This is a genomic window from Natroniella acetigena, from assembly GCF_023227745.1.
In the GTDB taxonomy this organism is placed as follows: Bacteria; Bacillota; Halanaerobiia; order Halobacteroidales; family Halobacteroidaceae; genus Natroniella; species Natroniella acetigena.
Genome location: NZ_JALKBX010000026.1, coordinates 1 through 22,795 on the forward strand (window position 1 = coordinate 1; position 22,795 = coordinate 22,795).

Genomic DNA, 22,795 nt, shown 5'->3' on the forward strand with positions numbered 1-22,795 from the left:
GTACACTAAGACGGGAGTGCAGAGAAACTTAGTTATCTGCGAAGTACTGTAGTGATAGGCTTAAATTTAGCTGAGAGCACTATACATGGTTAAAGGAGTGGGAAGGATTAGGTCTGTAAAGAAATTAATTGTTTTAATAGTAGTTTCTGTCGTACTTATTGGTAATGGACAAGCATTAGCTCAAACAGAGTCATCTAAATTTATTGTAATTCATCTAGATGGTATTTCTAGGGAAGATTTTTTAATTGAAATGGAAGCAGGGAATCTACCCAATTTAGAAAGAACTTTCAAAAATGAAGGATTGATTGAACATGCTATTACATATTTTCCAGGGATGACCCAGATAGTAATCCCTAGAATTAGGGAAGCTAGATCGAGTAGTCAAGGTCGTCCGGTTGATTGGGGTGGCTATAAAAGAGATGAAGAGAAGACAAGAAGTAAACGCCAAGTCTTTTTTGATATGGGAAGTAGTATGTCCAGACGAGGTAGGAGTAATTTAATTTATGGTGTACCATTACTTGATCAATTAGCCGGGCCAGCACTGGTCAATCTAGCTGATCTGGTTGATGATTATGATACATTGGAGTTTTATTGGTTCAGTACTGATACATATGGTCATACTTTTGGTCAAGAAGCACTGTATGGGAAATTACGTAAGTTTGATAAATACTTTGGCAAGTTAGCTGATCGCTTAGATGAAGATGTCAATATTGTAATTTACTCTGATCATGGAATGACATTTGGAGAAGGGGTCAATCCTAAAGATGATGTAAAAGAGATTGTCGGTGATGATTTAATTAAGTATTCCTATCCTAATCTCTACTTATCTGCAACAGAAAACAAAGATAACTTAGCACAAAGATTGATAGCTGAAACTGAAATTAATTATACATTCTTACGGGCCAACGATCAGCAGATAATTGGTTATCATAATCAAGGGCAGGTCAGTTTTAAGAAACGAGATGGTGCTATTAAGTATGATTATCAAGGTCAAGATCCGTTCGGTTATTATAAGCAGGGTTATACTGGTCAGTATCTAACGACTGATCAATGGTTAGAGTTGACTTATGATCTGGAGTATCCTTTAACACCGGTCAATATTTATACTTTTTTAAAGAATCCTAAAGTAGGAGAAATACTGACAGTTGTTGATGATGAAAAGTTTATTGCTGAAGGTTATGTCCGTAAGGGTAACCACAGTGGAATGACAGCAACTGATTTGACTGTACCATTATTTTTGAAAGGGCCAAATCTAGAACATCTTTATGAACGGGATTATATTTGGCTGCCGAAGTTGTTTGCAGAGATTGAAGATGTTAACTTTGATAATCCAGAGCCAGAACGTGAGAAAAATTATTTAAGTTACTGGCATAGTTTTGAAGGAGAAGGAAGCCAAGGGACAAAGATTTCCTTATCTCCAGCTTATCGATGGCGGTTAGGAGCTAGAATAACTGAGCAAGATCAGCATCAAGCTTGGGCTAAATATGATCTCTTTAGTTCTTATTTATCTCGCTTGTGGGTTGGTGGAGGAGTAGATGTTGTTGATTCAGAAGCCGATCCTACGGGCAAATTAAGATATGATTTGAGATATAAAAATTTGCTTACTAGCTATGTTAATTCTAGCCGGGAGGATGCTAGATTTAAATTAGGTTATCAGCTTAATTCTGATTTAACATTGCAGGTGGTTGATTTTGAGACGATTGGAACTAGAATCGAATGGTGATCAAAAAGCATTGAATAAATAATGTTGAATAAAGGAACAACAAAGTAATATTAATCTGGACGAATAAATAAGACAGATCTGAGATCTGTCTTATTTATCTAGAACAGCCAAGAAAACTCCATCTAAGCTACTGTATTAGGGAGGAAACTTAAAAACCAAACATCTTGTAAACTAACCTAGTAATATAGATTGAACTTTAATCTGTATAAAGCAGTTGGTTTCTCCACGAAGAGTGAAATGGTTTTTCCACTCGTAGGAGAAGCTCCATCTAAATCTTGTTTCTGATTTAGGTGGAGAGGTTCACTTGGGCAATCTTAATCAAAAGTGAAAATTATACCTTGACAATTTTTATAGAGAAAGGTATAATTGTATACAGGCAGAACTGACTAGTCAGTTCTGAATTAAAATTATCAATCAGGAGGAATTTTATGAGAAAAATATTAAATTGGCCATGGTGGATTATTGGAATTATAACTATTTTAACAATATTCTTTGCTTTACAATTACCGAATATTAGAATCAATAATGCTGTAGAAATATTTCTGCCAGATGATCACCCATCTAAATTAGCAAATGATAAAACCGAAGAAATATATGGGAGTTCTGAAGTTATAGCTGTAGCTGTAAAAACTAATAAAGATAATATTTTGACTAAAGAAAATCTTGAAATATTAAAAGTTATAACTGATGATTTAGAAAATATTAAAAATGTGGAAGAGATAACATCTATTATTAATGCAGATTATATTGAAGGGACTGCTGAGGGGATGGAGGTAGATGATTTAGTTACGGAGTTACCTCAAAGTCAAGATGATATATTAAAAATTAAGGAAAGACTTATCTCTTGGGAAATATATGATGGTAATCTTTATTCTGAAGATTTAAAAAGTACGCAAATCAGTGTTAAGTTAAGAAAAGATCTTGAAATAGAAGAAACAGAAGAGGTCTATTTTAGTCTTAAAGATAAATTAGCAACTTATGAAGATAATAATTTGGAGTTTTTTATCGCAGGAAGTCCAGCAGTTAATGTTTTGATGGGTAATAATATGAAATCTGATTTAGCTAGTCTAGTTCCTTTTGTAATTTTAGTAGTTTTAATTTCTCTATATCTTTCTTTTAAAAATCTAGGTGGTGTGGTACTTCCAATTTTAACGGTATTAATTAGTACTATTTGGGCTTTAGGAATTATGGCTTTATTAAATATAAAGCTGACTATGGTTTCAACGGTAATTCCTGTCTTATTAGTAGCTGTAGGAAGTGCTTATGGAATTCATATTATTAGTCATTACTATGATGATTTAAGAAAAGAAAAAGCTGCAGATTTAACTGAGCAAAAGCATCGCCAAATAGTATTAAAGACCATTAGTGATGTAGGCAGACCTGTTGCTTTAGCAGCATTGACTACTATAGCAGGATTTTCTTCTTTAGCTGCTAGTAGTATTATTCCAATTAGAGAGTTTGGTATCTTTACTGCTGTTGGAGTTGCTACTGCTTTACTTGTTGCTATTACCTTAATACCTTCTATTTTACTTGTTAGGTATAAAAGTGTAAAGTCAAAAACTGATAAAAGTAATGGAAATGAAAACTCTACTATAAATAAGGTAATACTTGCTCTGTATCATTATTTTTCTGAAAATAAAGTTAGAATTTTAGTTTTATCATTAGTTATTATAATAGTTTCCACGTATGGGATGTCAAAAATTGTTATTGATAATATAATGGTTGAAATGTTTAAAGAAAATACTGAAATTAGGCAAGCTGATGACTTTATAAATCAAAAATTTAGTGGAACTAATATTTTAAATATTTTAGTTAATGGGGAGGAGAGAGGAAGTTTAACTGATCCTGAAATTTTAAAATCAATGGAAGGTTTAAGTAATCACTTAACTGCTAGATATGATGAAGTCAAGAAAGTCACATCATTTTCTGATTTTATTAAACGAATGAACAAGGTGATGAATTACCCTGAAGAAGAAGTAGAAACTATAGATGAAGGTATTAATGATTTTGGAGAAGAAAACACATCTAGCTTCGGCGAAGAGACAACAAGTAGCTTTGGAGAAGAAAATACATCTAGTTTTGGTGAAGAGACAACAAGTAGCTTTGGGGAAGAAGATACATCTAGCTTTGGCGAAGAGACAACAAGTAGCTTTGGTGAGAGTGATGATACTTTAGAAAGTGAGCCAAGTCAAGCTTTAGATAGAAGGGGCCCTTCAAGAAATAAGATTTCCGAAAAAGATATGATAGTTCTATTAAATCAAGCTATAATAAATGCTGATAAATTAAATTTAACTGGAGAAGAAATAGTAAGGTCTATTAATCGAGAGTTAAACTATAAAGGTGAAGCATATAATGAAATTCCATATGACCCAAGCAAATATTCAGCGCAAAATAGAAGTGAATTGAAAAATTTAATATCTCAATACTTATTAATGTACTCTGGTGGTTTAGATGATTTAATTAATGATCAATTAGAACCATCTAAAGCAAAGATGATGCTTCAAATGTCAACTGGTAGTAATATTGTAGTTAAAGAAGTTGTAGAAGAAATTGAAAGTTATGTTGATAATAATTTCCCTGAAGGGTATGATATTGAAATATCTGGTTCTACTGATATGGCTTTAGCTGTTAATGAATTAATTGTTTCAAGTCAGATGAGAAGTATTATTATTTCTTTAATTGTAGTCTTTTTAATTGTAGCAATTAATTATAAATCAGTCATTGCAGGAATATATGGAATTATCCCATTAGCTTTTTCACTTTTAATTAATTTTGGAATAATGGGTTATTCAGGTATCAGATTAGAAATAGGAACATCAATGGTAGCTTCAATTGCTATAGGTATTGGGGTTGACTATACTGTTCACTTTTTAGCTAAATATAGCCAAGAAAGAGAGAAGAGTGATGATTTAGAGTTAGTTTGTCGTAATACCTTATTAAGTTCTGGTAAAGCTATTATTTTTAATGCTTTATCTGTAGCAGCTGGGTTTGCAGTATTATTATTCTCTAACTTTAATCCGCTGGTAGATTTAGGGTTGTTGGTGGCTATTACAATGCTGACATCTTCTTTAGCAGCAATGACAATTTTACCAGCTTTATTAAATATTTTTAAGCCTAAGTTTATTAGTAGGCAGAAATCAGGAATAAGGAGTCAAGAACCGGTAAAGGCGTAGGTTAAAGTCAAGAGTTTTCGTAAGTTTATTAGTAAATGGGAATCAGGAATAAGGAATCAGTGAAAGCGTAAGACTGATTTCTGACTCTTGACTCCTAATTTTAAAAAGGGGGAATAAAAATGAGAAAAAGAGTGTTAAGTTTAGTTTTAGTTTTAATGTTAATTTTAAGTGCTAGTGCTTTTGCTAATACTGGAAAAGAGATAATGGAGAGTGTTAGAAATAGGGATGATGGAGATACTATGCATGCTTTGATGGGGATGGATTTAATAGATGAAGATGGAGAGGTTAGACCTAGAGAAATTCAAGTGTGGGGTATGACTTATGATCAAGAAGAAGATTTATCAAAGATGGTTATGCAATTTAGAAGTCCTGCTTCTGTAAGAGGAACACGATTTTTGCAGGTTGAAAATAAAGATAGAGATGATGATCAATGGATATATCTTCCAGGGTTAGGTCGGGTTAGAAGAATTGCATCTTCAGATGGTGATAGTTCGTTTATGGGTTCAGATTTTACCTATGATGATATGGGAACTAGAGATGTTGAAGAGGATAATCATAAGTTATTAAGAGAAGAAAGATTAGGTAAATATGAATGTTATGTAGTTGAATCTATCCCTAAGGATTTAGATGATTCCCAGTATGCTAAGAGGGTTTCTTGGGTGACTAAAGAACATAAGATTCCTGTAAAAGTAGAGATGTATAGTAAAAGAACTGGAGAAATTGAAAAGTTGTTGACAGTAGAACAAAATATTGAAAAGGTTGATGGGATTTGGACAGTATTCAGTACTTTAATGGAAGATAAAGAGACTGGTCACTCTACTAGATTATATATTAAGAGGGGAAATCAAGGACAGCCGTTTGTTGAATATAATGTTAATATTAATCCAAATAGATTTACGCAAAGGTTTTTAGAGCGAGGAAGATAAATTAAAGGGGGTAAATAATGAAGAAGATACTAGCGATTACAATGGGATTAGTATTGATTTGTAGTTTAGAAGTATTAGGATTTGGTGGTGGATTTGGTGATGATTTTGGTTCTAGTACTTCAGAGCTTGAGGTTGAAGGTAGTTTAGAGTTTGATACTAGAATTATCTTAGATGATTCTAGTGATTATCCTCTTAATTCATTTCCTACTTTAGATTTAGATTTAAGTTATGAAAAAGCTAATTCTGACTTTCAAGCTGCATTGAATTTTGATAGTGAGGGTAATGCTAATATTGAAGAAGGGTTTATAAGGCTTTTTTATGATGATTTTGATATATCAGCAGGTAGACAGAAAATTGTCTGGGGTAAAGGTGATAAACTTCATGTTGTAGATAATTTTAATGCACAAGATTTGACTGATTTTATTAACCCTGATTATTTAGATAGAAAGATTGGTCAAGAGATGGTGCGATTAAATTATTATCTAGGAAGTGGAAATTTAGAGCTGGTTTATAGTCCACAATTTAGTCCTAATAAATTAGCTACTCAAGGAGAGTGGAGTAGTCCTCAGCTAGCAGAACTAAGAACGAATTTTATTGAGCAATTTGGAGAAGTAGCTGCTTTAAGATTACAAGAAGAGTTAAAAGGAGCGTCAAGAGGATTAAAATATGGGCAGGCAGGATTGAGATATACAAACTCTAAATCTGGCTATGATTATGGTTTTTCCTTTTATCAAGGTAGGTTGAAAAATCCTAGTATGAATAGAGAGGCAATAAATAGTTTAAATAATGATGACTGTGATGATTATGATAAGGATGACTATGACGAATTTTTAGCTGATTTAAACTTAGATTATGACCGAGTGAGTGTCTTTGGGGCTGAGTTTAGTTCTGTAATTGCAGGCATTAATGCTCGGGGAGAATTAGCTTATTATTTGACTGAAGATACTGACGGTGATAATCCTAGTATTCATAATAATAGGGTAGCTTGGTTAATTGGTGGAGATAAAGATTTAGATTGGAGTAATTTGAATTTGAACGTGCAGCTGAAAAGTGAGTTGATCTTAAATGATGATGAAATTAAAGATAATCCATTTCATATAGATTATAATGAAGATGGTGATTATTTTACTAATATGTTGGTGTTTAAGCTTTCAGATAGTTTTAAAAATGAAAGAGTTTTACCAGAGATGTCTCTTGTTTATAATATAGAGGCTCAAGATTATATGTTAGATAATGAGATAGAGTTTTTACTCAAAGACGATACGAGCTTTATAGTAAATTATAAGATCTTTTCAGGTGATGAGCATACTACATTTGGCCAGTTCTCGGATAATGATTATTTAGCTGCCAGGTTAAAGTATAGTTTTTAAGGAAAAGTTGATCTTTAAAGGTAGTTAATCAATAAGGAGTGAATAGAATGCATCCTAAGGAAGAAAGAATAATAGCTGCAGCAATTGAGAAGTTCTCTAAAAAAGGGGCCAACAGCACGACAATCCAAGAGGTTGCCACGGCTGCTGGAGTAGGCAAGGGGACTATTTATCGCTATTTTGAGAATAAGGAAGGATTGATCTCTTCTTTGATTGAGTTTGGTATTGATAAGGTTAGTAAAGCGATTAAAGAAGGGTTGATTGGCTTAGATGATCCAGTCGAGAAGTTAGAAGCGATAATAATTGCCAAGCTAGAGTTTTATAATCAACATTATGATTTTGGAAGATTTTTGATGCGAGAAATCTGGGGTCATAAGGATAAGTTTGAGGATCATATTCAGTTGATCAGGGATAATCATACTGTGGTATTGGAAGAGACTATTGAAGAGGGGATTGTAGCTGGTAAATTCAAGGAAGTTAATGTGGAGACAGCAGCAGTCAGTCTGATGGGAATGATCAATATCAATGCCTTGCATTGGATGATGTTCAATCAGGAGTTTCCGATAGAAGAGTTAAAAAATGATATTATTGAGCTTTTTTTTGACGGGGTATTGGAGAAGAGTTAAGCATCTGCGTTTTAAGCAGGTGCTTTTTTTTGTGCATTGAATATTTAATAATGAATATTGAATAATAGAGTTCAAATCCATAAATCTTAGGTAACGATAATAGTTGGAGATAAAGACAAAAATATCTTTTGTTGAAAGTTGTTAGTTGAATAAAGGAATCGGGGTCTGGCTCTAGAATATATTAGTTGAAGGAGTTTAGTACGAAAAACTATTTTTGTTTTAATTTTGAGGGGTGGTGTAATTTTGAGTAATTTATTTAAAAATAAACTATGGTTAATAATAGCAGTTATTTTAGGCAGTATTTTTATTTTCAATTTTTATACTTTAGCAAATGAAAATGGATATGATGATGTATATCAGCTAGTAACTGAAGAGATACCTGAAATTTTGAGTGAAGAAGGGATCTCATTTGATGATGGAACGGATGATGTTGAAGTGTTTGATTTAGACAAGCGTGATGGTCAACTGTATGATTGGCAGACTGATGATGACCAAGTTATGGTAATTAGGTTTGAAATAGATGCCTCAAAGATTGATGAGGAAGATGAAATAACAGACGAAAATGTTAACGCTGAGGAAGACAATATAGAAGACTGGCTGAATGATGATAAATTTACATTTAGTGGAGGAGCAATTCCAGGAGATATTAATTTAAGAGATGCTTCGTTGGATGAAGATGAAGATGTTTTAACTATTTATGTAGGAGTTGAGGTAACAGGTAATATTTTTACTAGGGAAGGAATTGAGGTAAGGTTTGAGGAAGAGACATTATTTAGATTTATCGTAACTGATCTTTATTCTAATCCAGTAATTAGCTCTAATTTAATTATACCAGATGAAGATGATGAAGATATATCAATGACTGTGGAACATGGAGAAGTTTATTATTTACCTGATCCTGGCGAAAGAACTTGGGATATGATTACAGAATTTAGATCAGCTGGAGGAATTGCAACGGGATTAATAGCGAGAAATATGGACCCACTTAGTTCTAGTGATGATCCAACAATTGAAAATAACGGGTATTTCAGTACACCTGCAACGACTGAAACAGTATCTATTGATGTAGGAGTAACCCAAGATTATGATAGTTTTAATGATATGTTAGAGGCATTTAAAGAATTTGACGAAGATGATTTTATGGGACATTTTGATGTTGAGGATTATGAAGATGAATTTGATCCTCAAAGTAGTGAGTTTGAAGCTATGGTAGAGCAGGGTATGGATGTAGTTTTTGTAGCTATGTTGGCTGATGGTTATGCGACAGCATCTGATGAATATGCTAATGCAAGATATTATTTTGTATTTGATGATGCTTCCCCAACTATTAATCTTTTACAGGATAGATATGAAAGTCGTAATCCTGAAATAAGAGTTGAAATAGATGATGAAGATGGTTCTGGAATTGCTAGTGAGAGTCCAATGGATTATTATGAGAATACTAATATACGATATATTAGACGGGATCAATTAGGAACGGATGATAGAGACAGGTTAGATGATGCAGTAGGGCATATTGAAGAGGAGCAATTTGATATATATGATGATATTTTTAGTCGAGATGAAGCGAGATATATGCAGGTGATAGATCTTGAGGATAGGATTGAAGGCAGTGAAAGAAATAATCCTCAGGAAGCAGTATTTACACCTTGGGGGGAAGACTTAGAAGAGGGTAATTACTTTGTATTTGTAGAAGTGGAGGATATGGCTGGAAATCCTGGTCGTAAAGTTTTTGAAATTGAGATAGATCAATCAGAGCCGCGAATTCATACCCCACGGTTGAATGATGAAGTAATAGGCGAGGGGACTATTGTAGGTGCTGATGAGCTAAATCTATACTTTGAAGTTTCTGGAGTTAAAGATGTAATCTATGGAATTAGATATACAGGTGAAGATGGCGATAAAGATAATGATTGGCTTATTTTTGGTGAGTTTGATTTGGATTATAGCAGAAATGAGATAGAAAACGATTTTTTAGCAGACGATAATAGTAATTTTCCATGGATGGATGGAGATGAAGCTAAGGCAGGAGATTATGAAATCTTTATCTTGGCTGATGAAGAGCGGATAAAATATATTGAAGGTATTGATGATGATGATATGAAATCAGTTGAAGAAGAATTAGAAGCTGGAGAAATTTATGAGATAGATGGTGATCTAGGTGGTGAAGCTATTATAGAAGTGGATGATCAAAAAATAGATATAGGTTCTGGACGAGCTGAAGAAAAGAGAGCTTGGGAGGAGTGGATAGATCAGAATATTGAAGTTGATGCAACTATACCAGAGTATCAAACTGGTAGTATCAAATATGTACCACTTGATCAGTTTGGTAGAGAGGGAGCTGACTACCGTGAGTTAGAAACAGGTGATGGCACTAGAATGAATACAGCCGGGGATGAACCTGACGATATAGATGATCTCTATCAAGTCAGAACTCCAGACCCTATATTCAGGTTGCAAGTCAGAAATAGTTCCAATATAGATACCAGTGATGTCAATATTTACTTCCTGCAGCGGATTTCCCGTTCAGATGATGATGATGAGGTTGGAGTTAGAGTCAGGGCTGGGATAATTGATCATACAGTCGATGATGACAATATACATACTATCTACTTCAGCCCTAGTTTATCACTTGGAGAAGGACGAGCAGGTGCCTATGATATTCAACTATCGATTAGAGATGAGTTCGGTAATCAGTTAGGCGGGATCGAAGAGCTTGATCGGATAAGTGAAGCTGATGAATTTGATACTGAGGAGGGTATGGATGAGATAAATGGTAGGATTTCTAACCTCTTTAGGATAGATACAGTTGAAGCAGATATAGACTTCAGTATCAGAAGTGGTCAGTCGCTGAATACTAATGAATCTTCTGCTATGGAGATTAACCTGGATCCTGATAGTAACTTTGAACCTGGAGATTCGCTGCGGATTTATATCAATGATGCTTTGATTGTTGGCCCGCAAGAGGGGGAAGAAGAAGTCAAGGTCTGGGATAGAGAAGGTGAGCTTTATAGGGCAGTAGAGAATAGTGATTATTATGAAGAAGGGGCGTACTATACTGATGATAGCTTTGATCCTGATGGCTTTGATATAATGACCTTTAATGATATGCATAGAATCATCTTGTTCTCAAGGAGACCTTTTGCTACTGGTCGGAATGAAATTAGAGTAGCGGTTAGAACGGAAGAGGGAGAGATTGCTGAAAGAAGCATAAGCTTTGTGGCTGAAAACTATCGGGAAGGCTTTGGATTTGGAAGATTATTGATCCAAGATAATGATTAAATCAGGGGAGGGGGGATACAGATGACTACGAAATGGTATAAAGTAATAATTTCAGTATTGGTGATAATTTTTCTTTCGGGTTGTTTGGTGTTTGATAATACTAATTTGCACATGGATGAAGGTGATATAATTGTTGCTAAAGGGGATGGGGTACGAATAGCAAGCCAATTTTTTGCCCTCAATACATATGATAGTGAGTTTGAACATAATTTTGATGATTTAATTAACCTTCTAGATCCAGAGCAAGATGGCGAAATATTAATGATCGATCCAATCAATGGCTCCAGATATAGTAAAGATTATCTGACCTTAGAGGACGAGCTTGAAAATCATATTTTTACAGATGAGGATATTTTGAAATATGGCGATAGTTATAAACTTGAATTTGAATTCGGTGATTTCAGATTCCAGGAGGATAATATTAGAAATACTGTAATCCCCTTTAGAGTTGAGTTTAAGGTAAAAGAAACTATTGAGGATGTTTATGACGGCTCTTCAACCCCTGAGTTATTAACAGATAATGGAACTATATTCTTTGAATTAAGGCGCCATTCCTCAAGATGGTGGATTAATCAAATAACTATAAACTTTAGGGAGCTTGGTGCTGTTAGCATTGATGAAGATATTGATTATTATATTGAAAAATATGATCTTGATATGGAATATCCCGATGATTTTAGATGATAATTAATAAAGGTGGTTTAAGATGGAGCTTAATATGAAAAAGCTTTCTATATCTTTAGCTATGGTTTATTTGGTGTTAGCTTTTAATTTGAACGCAGAAGCAATTGAAATAGAAAATAATAGTAGCTATAGTTTGCGGGGGAGTCTAGGCAGTAATATGAGCAATTTCAATCATTTATTCCGTCTTAATTGTACAATTAAGACGGATGATTTTTCTTTACAGACCAGGGCCAACTTCTTAAAGGAGTTTCAAGCCAGTTATGGCAGGTATCATGAAGAAGATGGTTATCTAATAGTCAACCCAGATACTTGGAGCATAACTCCCAATTGGTATTTTAATCTTGATCAAGAGGACTTAAGAACCTTAAATTATAATTTAAAATTAACTTATGATGATAAAATAGTTGAATATGGTGATATTTCTATTCCCAGTGCTTCTCTTATGCCAGGAGGGTCTATGTCAGGAGGATACTTAGAGTCTGGTAATATTAGAGTTTGGTATGGAGATAGTGAAGGGAATGATAACCCCTTAGTTGGCGATCGAGCTGGGGTTAAATATCAAGAAGGTGATCGGGAAAGTTCATATCAATATCGTCAAAACAATGATTTTGGTGATAGCCATTATTTAAGCTATGCTGATATTCAAAAAATAAATACTGGTGATCTGAATTATTCACTTGGCTTGAGAGGAAACCCTGAAGAGGAAATTTATGGCTCAGCTATTAGGGCTCGTTATGCTGATCGGTTTAGAGATATTAATTACAATATAACAGGATTTTATAGAGATTCTAACTTTGGAAAAGTAAGTGGTGGTTCTAGCTCTGAAAGCAAACAGACTTCATTTAAAATGTACAAGCAATTATCTGATAGATTATTATTAGATTATGGTAATTCTTATAGAAGTACAGGTGTGCGGAGATCACTTAATAATGATATTAGATTAAATTATTATGGTAATACTCTATATCGCTTTGATTTGAGGCAAGGTCTATCATTGCGTCATGATGATAACGAGTGGGAGCGGAATAGAGAAGATTATATATTTGAGATTACTAATGAGCGTTCAAGTGCTGATTATCAAACAGGATTAGAAGTTACAAAAAGTAGCTCGGAAGATAAAAATGACGAATATAATCTATATTTAGCACTCAGTAATTTGGAAGTTGCTTTTCTTAGTCTACGTAGTCGCTACGATTTCAAAATGGATGATGTTGATTTAGAACGCCATGATTTGAATTTCAATGCTAAATATGAACGGGAGTTATTTGAGAAAATAGATTATGATTTAGAATATGATGTTTCTGTTAGTAGTCATGATAGTTCTAGTCAGGAGATAAAGCAAAGGTTTCGATTAGATCGAGCTATCAGTGAAAATCAAAATTTAGTTACTGTATTTAATTCTACCTATTACCTAACGAGGAGTTATTTTAGTAATGATTTGAATTTCACTTATAATTATAGATTTTAAGTTATAGCTTTTTTATAAGCAGCCTTAAGAGGGCTGTTTTTTATGAGTTATAGTCCAAGAAAATTATGGAATAATAACCATGAGGAGGTTAGAATTCATGGTTAGAAATTTTAAGCGATTGGAAGGATATGATTATTCTAGAGCGGGAGCATATTTTGTTACCATTTGTACGAAGGATAAAAGGTGTTTGTTCGGTGATGTGATAGAAGGGAAGGTAAGATTGAATGATGCCGAGAGTATGATTAAAAAAGTTTGGATTGAAATACCAGAGAATTATTTTGGAGTAAAAGTTGATGAATTTGTAATAATGCCAAATCATCTGCATGGTATTATATTATTAGATAATGAAGATGTAGGGGCAGGTCCCTGTGCCTGCCCAGGAGAATCATATGCCCATAATAAACAAGGGTAACCACAGGGGGTTGGCCCTACAAAAAAATTAACGTTATCTGAAATTATGGGATGTTTCAAATCGTTAACGACTAACCAGTATATCAAAGGGGTTCGAAAAAAGAGCTGGTCTCCCTTTAATAAAAAATTATGGCAACGAAATTTTTATGATCGAATAATTCGCAATAGTAAAGAATTAAATCAAATTCGAAGATATATTAAGAATAACCCACTAAAATGGAATTTAGAGCGAGATGGTTCTATTAAATTTACTGATGATTTTTTTAATGATTAAATGTAGTGGTATTTTGCTCTTAAAGAGTCTCCCTAAAACCTTGTGGCTAGAGGAAGAATAATGTATAATTAAATTTAAGGAGTTGATGCAAATGGACAACCAACAAATACTACAACAGATATTATCGGAAATGAAGAATGTAAAAAAAGAAGTGGTTAGTTTAAAAGGAGAAGTAAATAATCTAAAAGAGGGCCAAGTAGAGTTAAGAAAAGAGCTCAATGGAGTCAAAGAGGGCCAAGTAGAGTTAAGAAAAGAGCTCAATGGAGTCAAAGAGGGCCAAGCAGAGTTAAGAAAAGAGCTCAATGGAGTCAAAGAGGGCCAAGTGGAGTTAAGAAAAGAGCTCAATGGAGTCAAAGAGGGCCAAGCAGAGTTAAGAAAAGAGCTCAATGGAGTCAAAGAGGGTCAAGTGGAGTTAAGAAAAGAGCTTAATGGAGTCAAAGAGGGCCAAGCGGAATTAAGAAAAGAGCTTAATGGAGTAAAGCAAGGCCAAGCAGAATTAAGAAAAGAATTTAATGCTATGAAGCAGCGGCAAGATGAGATGTATCATATTTTAAAAGGCTGGGAAGAAGAGAAGAAAGTTAGAAAGATAAAATTAAATAAATTAGAAATTGAAGTTGATAAATTAAAGAACCACCATCATAATATTACTTTGACTACAGATGTAGTTGCTGGGGCTGAAAAGAATCAAACTGTCAGTGAGTAATAATTACAATTATGTGTCACTGGAAGTGACACATAATTGAGTTGACAGTGTACGGTTTACAGTTTACAGTTAAGATCAAAACCTTAAAAGTTTAAGAGCCTAAGAACCCTAAAAAGCTTGATACTTAAAGGTTTAGAATGGTTTTGATTTGAATGTTTTAATGTTCTTAACTGTACACTGTCCACTGTAAACTGTACACTGATATAAAGTGGCAAAGTGCCACTTTATATCAATATAGTTCAACTTTTAAGATTACCAACTATAAACTATAGATTGTAAATTGTCCTGTTAAACCAACGATTACTTAGAGGAATTAGGGATCGAATCGGGAAATGATTAAGTTGAAGTGGACTGATTCTGCTCAGTTAGGAAGAGGTGGAAATTAGGAATGAAGAAGTTATTGTTGTTGATAATCTTAGCACTAGTCGTAGCCATCCAACCAAGTTATGCAGCAGAAAACACTCCTTTTACTATCGATGCTACTGATTATATTATCTTTGATGAGCAAAAAGGTATTATCGAGGCAGCAGGAGATGTAGTGATTGAACTAAAACCAGATTCAATCAGAGCAGATCAGATTCAGATTGATTTAAATGCAGAAATAATTAGGGCCAAAGGGAATATTGTACTTAAGACTGAAGAACGAGAGATGACAGGAGAGGCTTTAGAGTATGACTATCGTAAGGAAGAAGGACAGGTCTTTGATAGTGAGATGGAAGAAGGGCAGTTGAGCTTTTTTGGGGAAGTAATCAATATTAAAGAAGATGAGCTGCTTTTAGAAGAAACTTATTTGACTTCATGTAATAAGGACAAGCCCCATTATAGATTGACAGCAGAGAAGATTACAGTTTATCCAGAGGAGAAGCTGGTTGCTGAAGGGACTTATTTATGGATTAATGAACGGCGGGTAATGCCGTTACCGAGGTATAAGCAGAGTTTGAAAGAGGGAGAAGAAGATAAACATACTATTCCTCAACCACAGGTTGGTTATAGTGAAGCAGATGGTCTTTATGTTGGTATTGACTATCATCACTTTATTAATCAAGACTTTAGTGGTGATGTTGCAGCAACTGCTACTACTAATCAGATGAACCGAATTGATTTGGATTATTTATATCAAGATGATAAATTGAAGGTTGCTCCTCGGATCTATTATCATCAGGACTATGGCTTAGAGACTTATCTTAATTTAGAGAATAAGATTGGGGAAAGTACAGTCAGTGATTTTGCAGGTAGATATTATATCGAACGTGATGATGAAGAGAATGATTATCGAGAACGATTATGGTCAGGTCGTTGGGATTTACAGACTAAGCTGTTGAATAATGAGCTAAACCTAAATCTAGAACAAGATCAAGATGATGAAGCAATGCAGGAGACGCTTACTTATGGCAATAGCTGGGATGATTATTATTGGCAGTTAGAAGCCAATCGTAATCGAGATGTCAATCGCCAACCTGAGTTCTCCTTAGGGATTAATAATCGTGATCTAGGGGATGGTAACTTACTTTCTGCTGGAGCTAAAATAGGGGAGATCGAGGAAGATGGAGAGGAAGCAAGGAGAGAGCAGTTTAGTTTAGAGCTTAGAAATAGTGGTAAAGAGATTACTGATTCGACCGAACTGTATTGGGCTGGTCGGATAGAGGATAGCCATTATATTGGTGAAGATGAGTATGATTATCGTAATTATGCTTTTAATCTAGGGGCCAACCAAAAACTAGGGCCAACCGATCTAAATATCGATTATCGCTACTATGATGAGTTAGGAGAGAGCCCCTTTGAATTTGATCGCTTGACTGATGAAGATATGGGTCGGAGGGATTATCTCAGTGGTCGCTTAAGTGGTCAGCATGAGGTGACTGAGAGCCTTGATTTTGATTGGCAGGTACAAGGAGCGAAGAGGGTTTATGAAGGTGATCAAGAGAAAGGTCGGGAAGAGCAAGAATATAATAGCTATGGCTATCGTACCGGTGTTGATTATGCTATTAATGAGTATCACCAGGTAAGTCTAGGTTATCGTTACCAGCAGTATTCAGGTAGTACGCCATTAGAAGATGATGAGATAGATTACACTAGCCATCTGGAAGGAAGTTATCGTTTTCAGACTAATGAGCTGGTCTATCCTTACTCCGATGTAGAGATTAATGCTGGTTATGATTTGAAAGAAGGGGAATTAGATAGATTGCAGTATTCTTTAATTAGGGAGTTTGATTGTTTTAGTGCTCAAGTCGGGGTTGATCAGGTCAATCGTGAGGTTAATTTTGGATTAGAGCTTAAGTACTAACATTTAATATTTAATACTGAATATTGAATAGTTGAAAATCAAAATCTTAAGATCAAATTATTAGCCACAGATTAACATAGATTGACACAGATTAAGAGCAATGAATAGTTAAAATCAATTGATAGTTAAAGATCAAAATCAAAACCAGGAACCACGAATTAACATTAATTAAAGATTGAATAAATAAGAAAGTTTAACTTAATTACAATTATGTGTCACTGGAAGTGACACATAATTGAGTTGACAGTGTACGGTTTACAGTTTACAGTTAAGATCAAAACCTTAAAAGTTTAAGAGCCTAAGAACCCTAAAAAGCTTGATACTTAAAGGTTTAGAATGGTTTTGATTTGAATGTTTTAATGTTCTTAACTGTACACTGTCCACTGTAAACTGTACACTGATATAAAGTGGCAAAGTGCCACTTTATATCAATAATTTTTGACTTTTACTAATCACTAGTTACTAAATAAAGGATGGTCAATTTATGAAGTTGATTTACATAATTTACGATATATTATTACTGACATTATTCATAATTTATCTGCCGATCTTATTATATAAGATGATTGTTAAAGGTAAGTATCGGGAAGGGATCTTAGAGCGGTTTGGGTTCTTAGCTGCGGAGAAGGTGGAGCAGTTTCAAGGTCAGCAGACGATCTGGGTTCATGCAGTCTCAGTTGGAGAGACGGTGGCAGCAAGTGCTGTAGTGAGTGAGATTAAGGAGCGTTTTCCTAACCACAAGATCTTATTTTCGACGGTGACTGATACGGGCCAAGGGATGGCACGCCAGATAGTTGAAGAGGCAGATGAGACGATCTATTTTCCGTTGGATTTTTCCTGGGTAGTTAAGAGAGTCTTAGGGAAGATAGAGCCTGGGGTAGTGATCTTGACTGAGACTGAGCTGTGGCCAAACTTTATTAGATTGACTAAAGAGAATGGAGCTAGGATTATGCTGGCTAATGGTCGAATCAGTGATAGTAGCTTTGCTGGTTATAAATACCTAGGGCCAATCCTCAAAGATATGCTGGCTAATGTTGATTTATTCAGTATGCAGTCGCAACAGGATCTGGAGTATATCCAAAGTTTAGGTGCTGCGAGAACTAAGGTCTATAACAATGGTAATACGAAATTTGATCAGGATTATGCCCAGCCTGATTCTAGTAAGGAAGAGGAGCTTTATCAGGAATTCAAGTTAAATAAAGAAGAACCAATTTTGGTAATTGGTAGTACTCATCCTAATGAAGAGGAGCAGCTACTTCCTCTTTATCAGAAGTTGAAAGAAGAGTTTCCTGACTTAGTAATGATCTTAGCTCCACGACATATTAAACGGGCAGGTGAGGTAGAGGGCTTATATCAGAAAGCAGGAATTAAGACAGTCTTGCGAACAGAGATTGAGACTAGAGCTCCTAACCAAGATAGCGTGATCATTCTTGATACGATCGGGGAGTTGGCCCAGGTTTATGGGATAGCTGATCTGGTCTTTGTCGGGGGCAGCTTGATCGAGAAGGGTGGACATAATATTTTAGAGCCAGCAGTCCATGGGAAGCTGGTATTTTTTGGCCCGTATATGTTCAACTTTAAGGCTAATACTCGCTTGGTACTTGATTATGGAGTAGGGATTCAAATAGAGGATGTAGCTGAGCTGACAGAAAAGATGCTCTATTATCTGAAGAATGAAGAGCAATTAGAAGAGAAGGGTAAACAAGCTACCCAGATGATTGAGGATAATCAGGGAGCAGCTGAGCGGAATGCAAAGTTGGTAAAGAAGATAATTGATAGTAAAGTGAGCTTTGAAAGTGGGAGTGCTAATGCAATTAACAAAGAAGGATTATAGCTCGAAGATTAAACTGTATTATAATCAGAAATTGGATTTAGAGTTAGCAGAGAAGATAATTAACTATCTGTTTTACGGAGAAGAAGATAGAGGTGAAGAGTTTACATTAATTAAAAATGATAGAAAAGGAACTGAAGTTTTTAAGTTTGTTTTTAAGGGAGAAACTTATTATTTAAAGAAATATTTTTATAGGAAGCCAATTAAAAGGGTAAAAAATTTGTTTAGAAAGGTTGAAGCAATTAGACATTTTAAGACTGCGAATAAGTTGCTAGATTGTGATATTCCAGCAATTGATCCTATTTTGGCAGTGACATTTAAACGTGACTTATTAACCACGGATAATATTTTTGTTACTAAAGAATGTCAAGGGATTGATTTGTGTAGTTATCTTAAGAAGTATAACTATAACTACAAAGATAGGAAGATTTTAATTAAGAGGATAGCAAAATTATGGGCCAAACTTTTGAACAATAACTTCTTACATCGTGATCCTACTTTAGAGAACTTTCTGGTTAATAAGAATTTAAGATTAAACTTAGTAGATATAGATCATCTGTATCATTTGCCAGTTTTATTTGAAAGCTTAATTATTGATGCATTAGTTAGATTTAACGCAGAAAGTTGTATTTATTTTGATAGAACTAATAGTAGGTTTTTAAGTAGAAAAGAGAGAGTATTATTTTTAACAGAATTAGTTGAGGGTTATGAGTTCAAGTCTGATTATAAAACTTTATTAAATAGAATTAATCAAGGGACTATAAAAAAATTAATAAAATGGAATAGAGAAGATCTAGTTAATCACATAGAAATATAAAGAAAATAATTTTTTCTGTATATTTTAGGAGGCATCAAATTAATGAAGGTGGATAGAGATTTAAAAAAAGTTGTAGTCTTAAGTGATGGTAAACCAGGTCATCTTAATCAATCACTTGGTATAGCTGAACAGCTTGAAAGTACAGAAATAGAAGTGATTGAAGTTGAATATAAAGCAAAATTAACTGATTTGTTGGTACGACTGGGTGGGGTTATTAATAATCTTTTAAAATTTAATGTTAAGATGGCTGAGCAAATATTAAAGTTAGCTCTAACAGAGCAAACTTATAAAGAGATTATTACTTTAGAGGCTGATTTAATTATTTCGGCAGGTTCTTCAGTGGCTGTTCTTAATTTAATGTTAAGTAAAGTAAAGCAAGCCAAGGCGATTGTCTGTATGACACCAAGTTTAGTTGGAACCAGACCGTTTGATTTAGCTATTGTACCTAAACATGATCAACCTCCTAAAAGGAAGAATATTATTCAAACTTATGGTGCTCCTAATCGTATTACATCTGATTTTATTAAACAAGAAGTAAGAAGCTGGAATGAATTAGAAAAAGTTAATTTGACAGGGCTTAAATCACCATTAATTGGTTTAATGGTAGGAGGAACCAATTCCTATTTTGATATTACAGTAAAGACGATTTCTTTATTATTAGATCAGATAATGGACTTTATCACTACCGAAGATGGAGAAATTATTGTAACAACTTCTCGCAGGACACCTAAAGCAGTTGAGCGAGTACTAAAAGAACGATTAGCTAATCATGATAAATGTAGATTATTAATTATTGCTGATGAGTGGGACATAAACCCAGTACCGATGATGTTAGGTGTTAGTGATTTAGTTGTTGTGACTGAAGATAGTGTTTCTATGGTTTCGGAGTCGGTTAGTGGTAATAGTCGAGTACTTGTTACTGGATTGGATAAGAAAAAGAAGAATTTACCTCGTTCACATCAGACACTTCAGTTTTTAGAAGAACAAAATTATATTGAGTATTGTGATTTAGCGAATCTAAGAACTGGTCAGTTGACTGAATTAATGAAACAAGTTTATTTGAGCCAAGAGAAAGAAAGGTTATTACAGGATACTTATCTAGCAGTAAGAGAAATAGAGAAGAGGTTTTATTAAATAAAACTATCAAAGAAGGAGTAATTAGATGAGGATCTTATTGACACTTCCTGCATTAAACAGTGGTGGGGTAGAAAGCCATATTTTTGATCTATCTCGAGCTTTAAAGAAGGCGGGTCATCATGTTGTTGTTGTTTCTACTGGAGGGGAAAAAGTTGATGCTTTACGTGATGCTGGAGTCATTCACTATCAAAGAGAAGTCAAGCGTAAATCATTGCTGACAGCTATTCCTGCTATTTGGAAGTTGAAAGAAATTATCAGAGAGGAAGGTATCCAAGTTGTTCATGCTCATTCTCGGGTTCCTGCTTGGATAAGTTATTTTGCAACTAAAACACTGGATGTTCCTTTCATCACAACAGCTCATAGTCAGTATAGTATTCACCTTGGTAGTAGCATTATGGCTAAGGGTGAGAAGGTGATTGTAGTCAGTGATGGTGTGGCTCAACATTTGCAAGAAGGGTTTGATTTAGCGTCTGAAAGGATGGTGCAAATTTCTCCAGGAATAGATATTGAGATGTTTAAAGAAGCAGATAGTTGTAGAGAAGAAATCAGAAACAAATTGGATATCAGTGAAGATGAATTGGTTATAGGTAATGTTGCTCGATTGACTGAAGTCAAAGGGCATCAGTATTTACTTAAAGCACTAGCTATTCTACTTGATAAGCTAGAAGCTGAGTTGGCCCAACCGATTCGTCTGTTAATTGTAGGGGATGGTTCTAAAAGAGAAGAGCTTGAGGAACTTGCTAGAGAGTTAGGTATTGAAGAAAATGTTATCTTTACTGGAGTGAGAGAGGATATTCCTGAAGTTTTATCAGCAATGGATATTTTTGTCTTAAGTTCTATTTCTGAAGGGTTAGGCTTGTCTGTTTTGGAAGCAATGGCTGCTCATAAGCCAGTAGTTATGACTAAAAGTGGTGGGTTAGCAGAACAGATAACTGATGGTAAAGAAGCTTTATTAGCAGAGGTAAAGGATGAAACAGATTTAGCTGAGAAAATATATCAACTCTATCAGCAAAAAAATGCAAGAAAAAAGATAGCAGATGAAGGAAATGGATTTGTAATTAGAGAATTCTCAATTAATAGGATGGTTGAAGAAATTTGCTATTTTTATCAAAGTTTGATTAACAAATAATATAAAATCAAGTGAGGGTTGGTTGTGGTTACAGATAATTTTATGGTTGGGCAGAAAGAGATATCAATTTCATATCACAGAGAAGTACATAATGATCTAACTTTGTACCATATTAATAACGAAATTTATCCAATCAAAAGACTAATAGAACTGGCTATCAAATTTATACATATTGATGATTATTCTAATGTTGTGCGGCAAGAAAATGGTAGGGCTGTTTTTTTTGTAGAGGTTAATGGGAAAAGATTTTATTTCAAGAAATTTATTGCTTTTAAAAACATTAAGTCACGTGATCTGTTTAATCCATTGTCTTTAAGTTTGGCAACTAAAGCAGTTAAGAATTTTAAGGTGATGTTAATTTTGGATAAAATAGCTGTTCCGACTTGTAACCCTATTTTAGCAATTAATTATCACAGAGGGCTTTTAAGTAAAGATAGTATTTTAGTTATCCCAGAAATCAAAGGAGAGAATACAGAACAGATCTTAACTTCTTCTGACTATGATTATTCTGATAAGGAAAAGATTATAAAGAAGATATATAATATGGGCAACAAATTATATCAACATAGAATCTTTCATGGTGACTTTTATCCAAGAAATTTTATTTTTGATACAGAGCAGGAGCAACTATTTTTAATTGATCTGGATCGAGCAGTAGTTAACTGTAGAAGCCAATTGATATTATTAAAGGATTTTTCAAAGTTAAATCGATATTTATTTAGGAATTTAATTCATCCTAAATTTTCTTTTCAACACAAGGAAGAGGTATTTGAGCAGTTTTCTACTTTTGTATCTGATTTTTTAGTTGAAAAGATGGGTTTTAACTCCAAAGAGTTGAGGTATATTTTTAAAGGAGCAACTAAAAAAATTCTTAATGATAAGAAGCAGGAAGATCTAGCTTTATTTTATCGAGATTTCATTGATCAGTTTAAGATTAATTTATAATCTAATGATTTACTT

At 34.1% G+C, this 22,795-nt stretch carries 16 protein-coding genes and 1 pseudogene; all 17 read left to right on the plus strand.

Annotated features, from left to right (window positions below):
• Nucleotides 1–85: 85 nt before the first annotated feature.
• The 17 genes and pseudogenes from MWH25_RS07165 (at nt 86) to MWH25_RS07245 (ending at nt 22,780) form a co-directional block, all read left to right on the plus strand.
• On the plus strand, nt 86–1,723 hold the full coding sequence (locus MWH25_RS07165) for an alkaline phosphatase family protein (protein ID WP_248626966.1): 1,638 nt from the start codon (nt 86–88) through the stop codon (nt 1,721–1,723).
• A gap of 428 nt (nt 1,724–2,151) precedes the next feature.
• Entirely contained in the window at nt 2,152–4,896 is a 2,745-nt protein-coding gene (locus MWH25_RS07170) for an efflux RND transporter permease subunit (protein WP_248626967.1), read from the plus strand.
• Nucleotides 4,897–5,015: 119 nt separating this feature from the next.
• Entirely contained in the window at nt 5,016–5,822 is an 807-nt protein-coding gene (locus tag MWH25_RS07175; RefSeq protein ID WP_248626968.1) for an outer membrane lipoprotein-sorting protein, read from the plus strand.
• Between the two features lie 17 nt (nt 5,823–5,839).
• Entirely contained in the window at nt 5,840–7,192 is a 1,353-nt protein-coding gene (locus MWH25_RS07180) for a DUF1302 family protein (RefSeq protein WP_248626969.1), read from the plus strand.
• Nucleotides 7,193–7,239: 47 nt separating this feature from the next.
• Nucleotides 7,240–7,815: a TetR/AcrR family transcriptional regulator gene (locus MWH25_RS07185; RefSeq protein WP_248626970.1), complete on the plus strand. Its 576-nt coding sequence runs from the start codon at nt 7,240–7,242 to the stop codon at nt 7,813–7,815.
• Nucleotides 7,816–8,058: 243 nt separating this feature from the next.
• Nucleotides 8,059–11,097, plus strand: a complete 3,039-nt coding sequence (locus MWH25_RS07190; protein ID WP_248626971.1) for a hypothetical protein — start codon at nt 8,059–8,061, stop codon at nt 11,095–11,097.
• Nucleotides 11,098–11,118: 21 nt separating this feature from the next.
• Complete coding sequence (locus tag MWH25_RS07195; protein WP_248626972.1) at nt 11,119–11,781, plus strand: hypothetical protein; 663 nt, start codon at nt 11,119–11,121, stop codon at nt 11,779–11,781.
• A gap of 22 nt (nt 11,782–11,803) precedes the next feature.
• Entirely contained in the window at nt 11,804–13,249 is a 1,446-nt protein-coding gene (locus MWH25_RS07200; RefSeq protein ID WP_248626973.1) for a hypothetical protein, read from the plus strand.
• A gap of 97 nt (nt 13,250–13,346) precedes the next feature.
• Nucleotides 13,347–13,661 carry a transposase gene (locus MWH25_RS07205; protein WP_248626974.1) on the plus strand — a complete coding sequence of 105 codons (315 nt, stop codon included), beginning with the start codon at nt 13,347–13,349 and terminating at the stop codon, nt 13,659–13,661.
• 30 nt (nt 13,662–13,691) lie between these two features.
• A pseudogene (locus MWH25_RS07210) lies at nt 13,692–13,934 on the plus strand (transposase); the annotation flags it as partial.
• A 91-nt stretch (nt 13,935–14,025) separates the two neighbouring features.
• Nucleotides 14,026–14,637 (plus strand): hypothetical protein, encoded by a 612-nt coding sequence (locus MWH25_RS07215; RefSeq protein ID WP_248626976.1) that lies wholly within the window; start codon nt 14,026–14,028, stop codon nt 14,635–14,637.
• Nucleotides 14,638–15,025: 388 nt separating this feature from the next.
• Nucleotides 15,026–16,921 carry an LPS-assembly protein LptD gene (locus tag MWH25_RS07220; RefSeq protein WP_248626977.1) on the plus strand — a complete coding sequence of 632 codons (1,896 nt, stop codon included), beginning with the start codon at nt 15,026–15,028 and terminating at the stop codon, nt 16,919–16,921.
• Nucleotides 16,922–17,405: 484 nt separating this feature from the next.
• The gene (locus MWH25_RS07225) at nt 17,406–18,755 is read left to right on the plus strand and encodes a 3-deoxy-D-manno-octulosonic acid transferase (protein WP_248626978.1); all 1,350 of its coding nucleotides are present in this window, start codon (nt 17,406–17,408) and stop codon (nt 18,753–18,755) included.
• Nucleotides 18,730–19,569 (plus strand): lipopolysaccharide kinase InaA family protein, encoded by an 840-nt coding sequence (locus tag MWH25_RS07230; protein WP_248626979.1) that lies wholly within the window; start codon nt 18,730–18,732, stop codon nt 19,567–19,569. Before MWH25_RS07225 ends, MWH25_RS07230 begins: the two co-directional genes overlap by 26 nt.
• Nucleotides 19,570–19,611: 42 nt before the next feature.
• Nucleotides 19,612–20,703, plus strand: a complete 1,092-nt coding sequence (locus MWH25_RS07235; protein ID WP_248626980.1) for an ELM1/GtrOC1 family putative glycosyltransferase — start codon at nt 19,612–19,614, stop codon at nt 20,701–20,703.
• A gap of 28 nt (nt 20,704–20,731) precedes the next feature.
• Nucleotides 20,732–21,835, plus strand: a complete 1,104-nt coding sequence (locus MWH25_RS07240) for a glycosyltransferase family 4 protein (RefSeq protein ID WP_248626981.1) — start codon at nt 20,732–20,734, stop codon at nt 21,833–21,835.
• Between the two features lie 24 nt (nt 21,836–21,859).
• On the plus strand, nt 21,860–22,780 hold the full coding sequence (locus MWH25_RS07245; RefSeq protein WP_248626982.1) for a lipopolysaccharide kinase InaA family protein: 921 nt from the start codon (nt 21,860–21,862) through the stop codon (nt 22,778–22,780).
• Nucleotides 22,781–22,795: the final 15 nt, after the last annotated feature.

What these genes read in the sequence shown, in the direction of transcription:
- MWH25_RS07185 (WP_248626970.1), top strand. Translation starts at nt 7,240, where the DNA reads ATGCATCCTAAGGAAGAAAGAATAATAGCTGCAGCAATTGAGAAGTTC.
- MWH25_RS07180 (WP_248626969.1), top strand. Translation starts at nt 5,840, where the DNA reads ATGAAGAAGATACTAGCGATTACAATGGGATTAGTATTGATTTGTAGT.
- MWH25_RS07205 (WP_248626974.1), top strand. Translation starts at nt 13,347, where the DNA reads ATGGTTAGAAATTTTAAGCGATTGGAAGGATATGATTATTCTAGAGCG.
- MWH25_RS07225 (WP_248626978.1), top strand. Translation starts at nt 17,406, where the DNA reads ATGAAGTTGATTTACATAATTTACGATATATTATTACTGACATTATTC.
- MWH25_RS07165 (WP_248626966.1), top strand. Translation starts at nt 86, where the DNA reads ATGGTTAAAGGAGTGGGAAGGATTAGGTCTGTAAAGAAATTAATTGTT.
- MWH25_RS07220 (WP_248626977.1), top strand. Translation starts at nt 15,026, where the DNA reads ATGAAGAAGTTATTGTTGTTGATAATCTTAGCACTAGTCGTAGCCATC.
- MWH25_RS07240 (WP_248626981.1), top strand. Translation starts at nt 20,732, where the DNA reads ATGAGGATCTTATTGACACTTCCTGCATTAAACAGTGGTGGGGTAGAA.
- MWH25_RS07215 (WP_248626976.1), top strand. Translation starts at nt 14,026, where the DNA reads ATGGACAACCAACAAATACTACAACAGATATTATCGGAAATGAAGAAT.
- MWH25_RS07235 (WP_248626980.1), top strand. Translation starts at nt 19,612, where the DNA reads ATGAAGGTGGATAGAGATTTAAAAAAAGTTGTAGTCTTAAGTGATGGT.
- MWH25_RS07175 (WP_248626968.1), top strand. Translation starts at nt 5,016, where the DNA reads ATGAGAAAAAGAGTGTTAAGTTTAGTTTTAGTTTTAATGTTAATTTTA.
- MWH25_RS07230 (WP_248626979.1), top strand. Translation starts at nt 18,730, where the DNA reads ATGCAATTAACAAAGAAGGATTATAGCTCGAAGATTAAACTGTATTAT.
- MWH25_RS07195 (WP_248626972.1), top strand. Translation starts at nt 11,119, where the DNA reads ATGACTACGAAATGGTATAAAGTAATAATTTCAGTATTGGTGATAATT.
- MWH25_RS07200 (WP_248626973.1), top strand. Translation starts at nt 11,804, where the DNA reads ATGGAGCTTAATATGAAAAAGCTTTCTATATCTTTAGCTATGGTTTAT.
- MWH25_RS07170 (WP_248626967.1), top strand. Translation starts at nt 2,152, where the DNA reads ATGAGAAAAATATTAAATTGGCCATGGTGGATTATTGGAATTATAACT.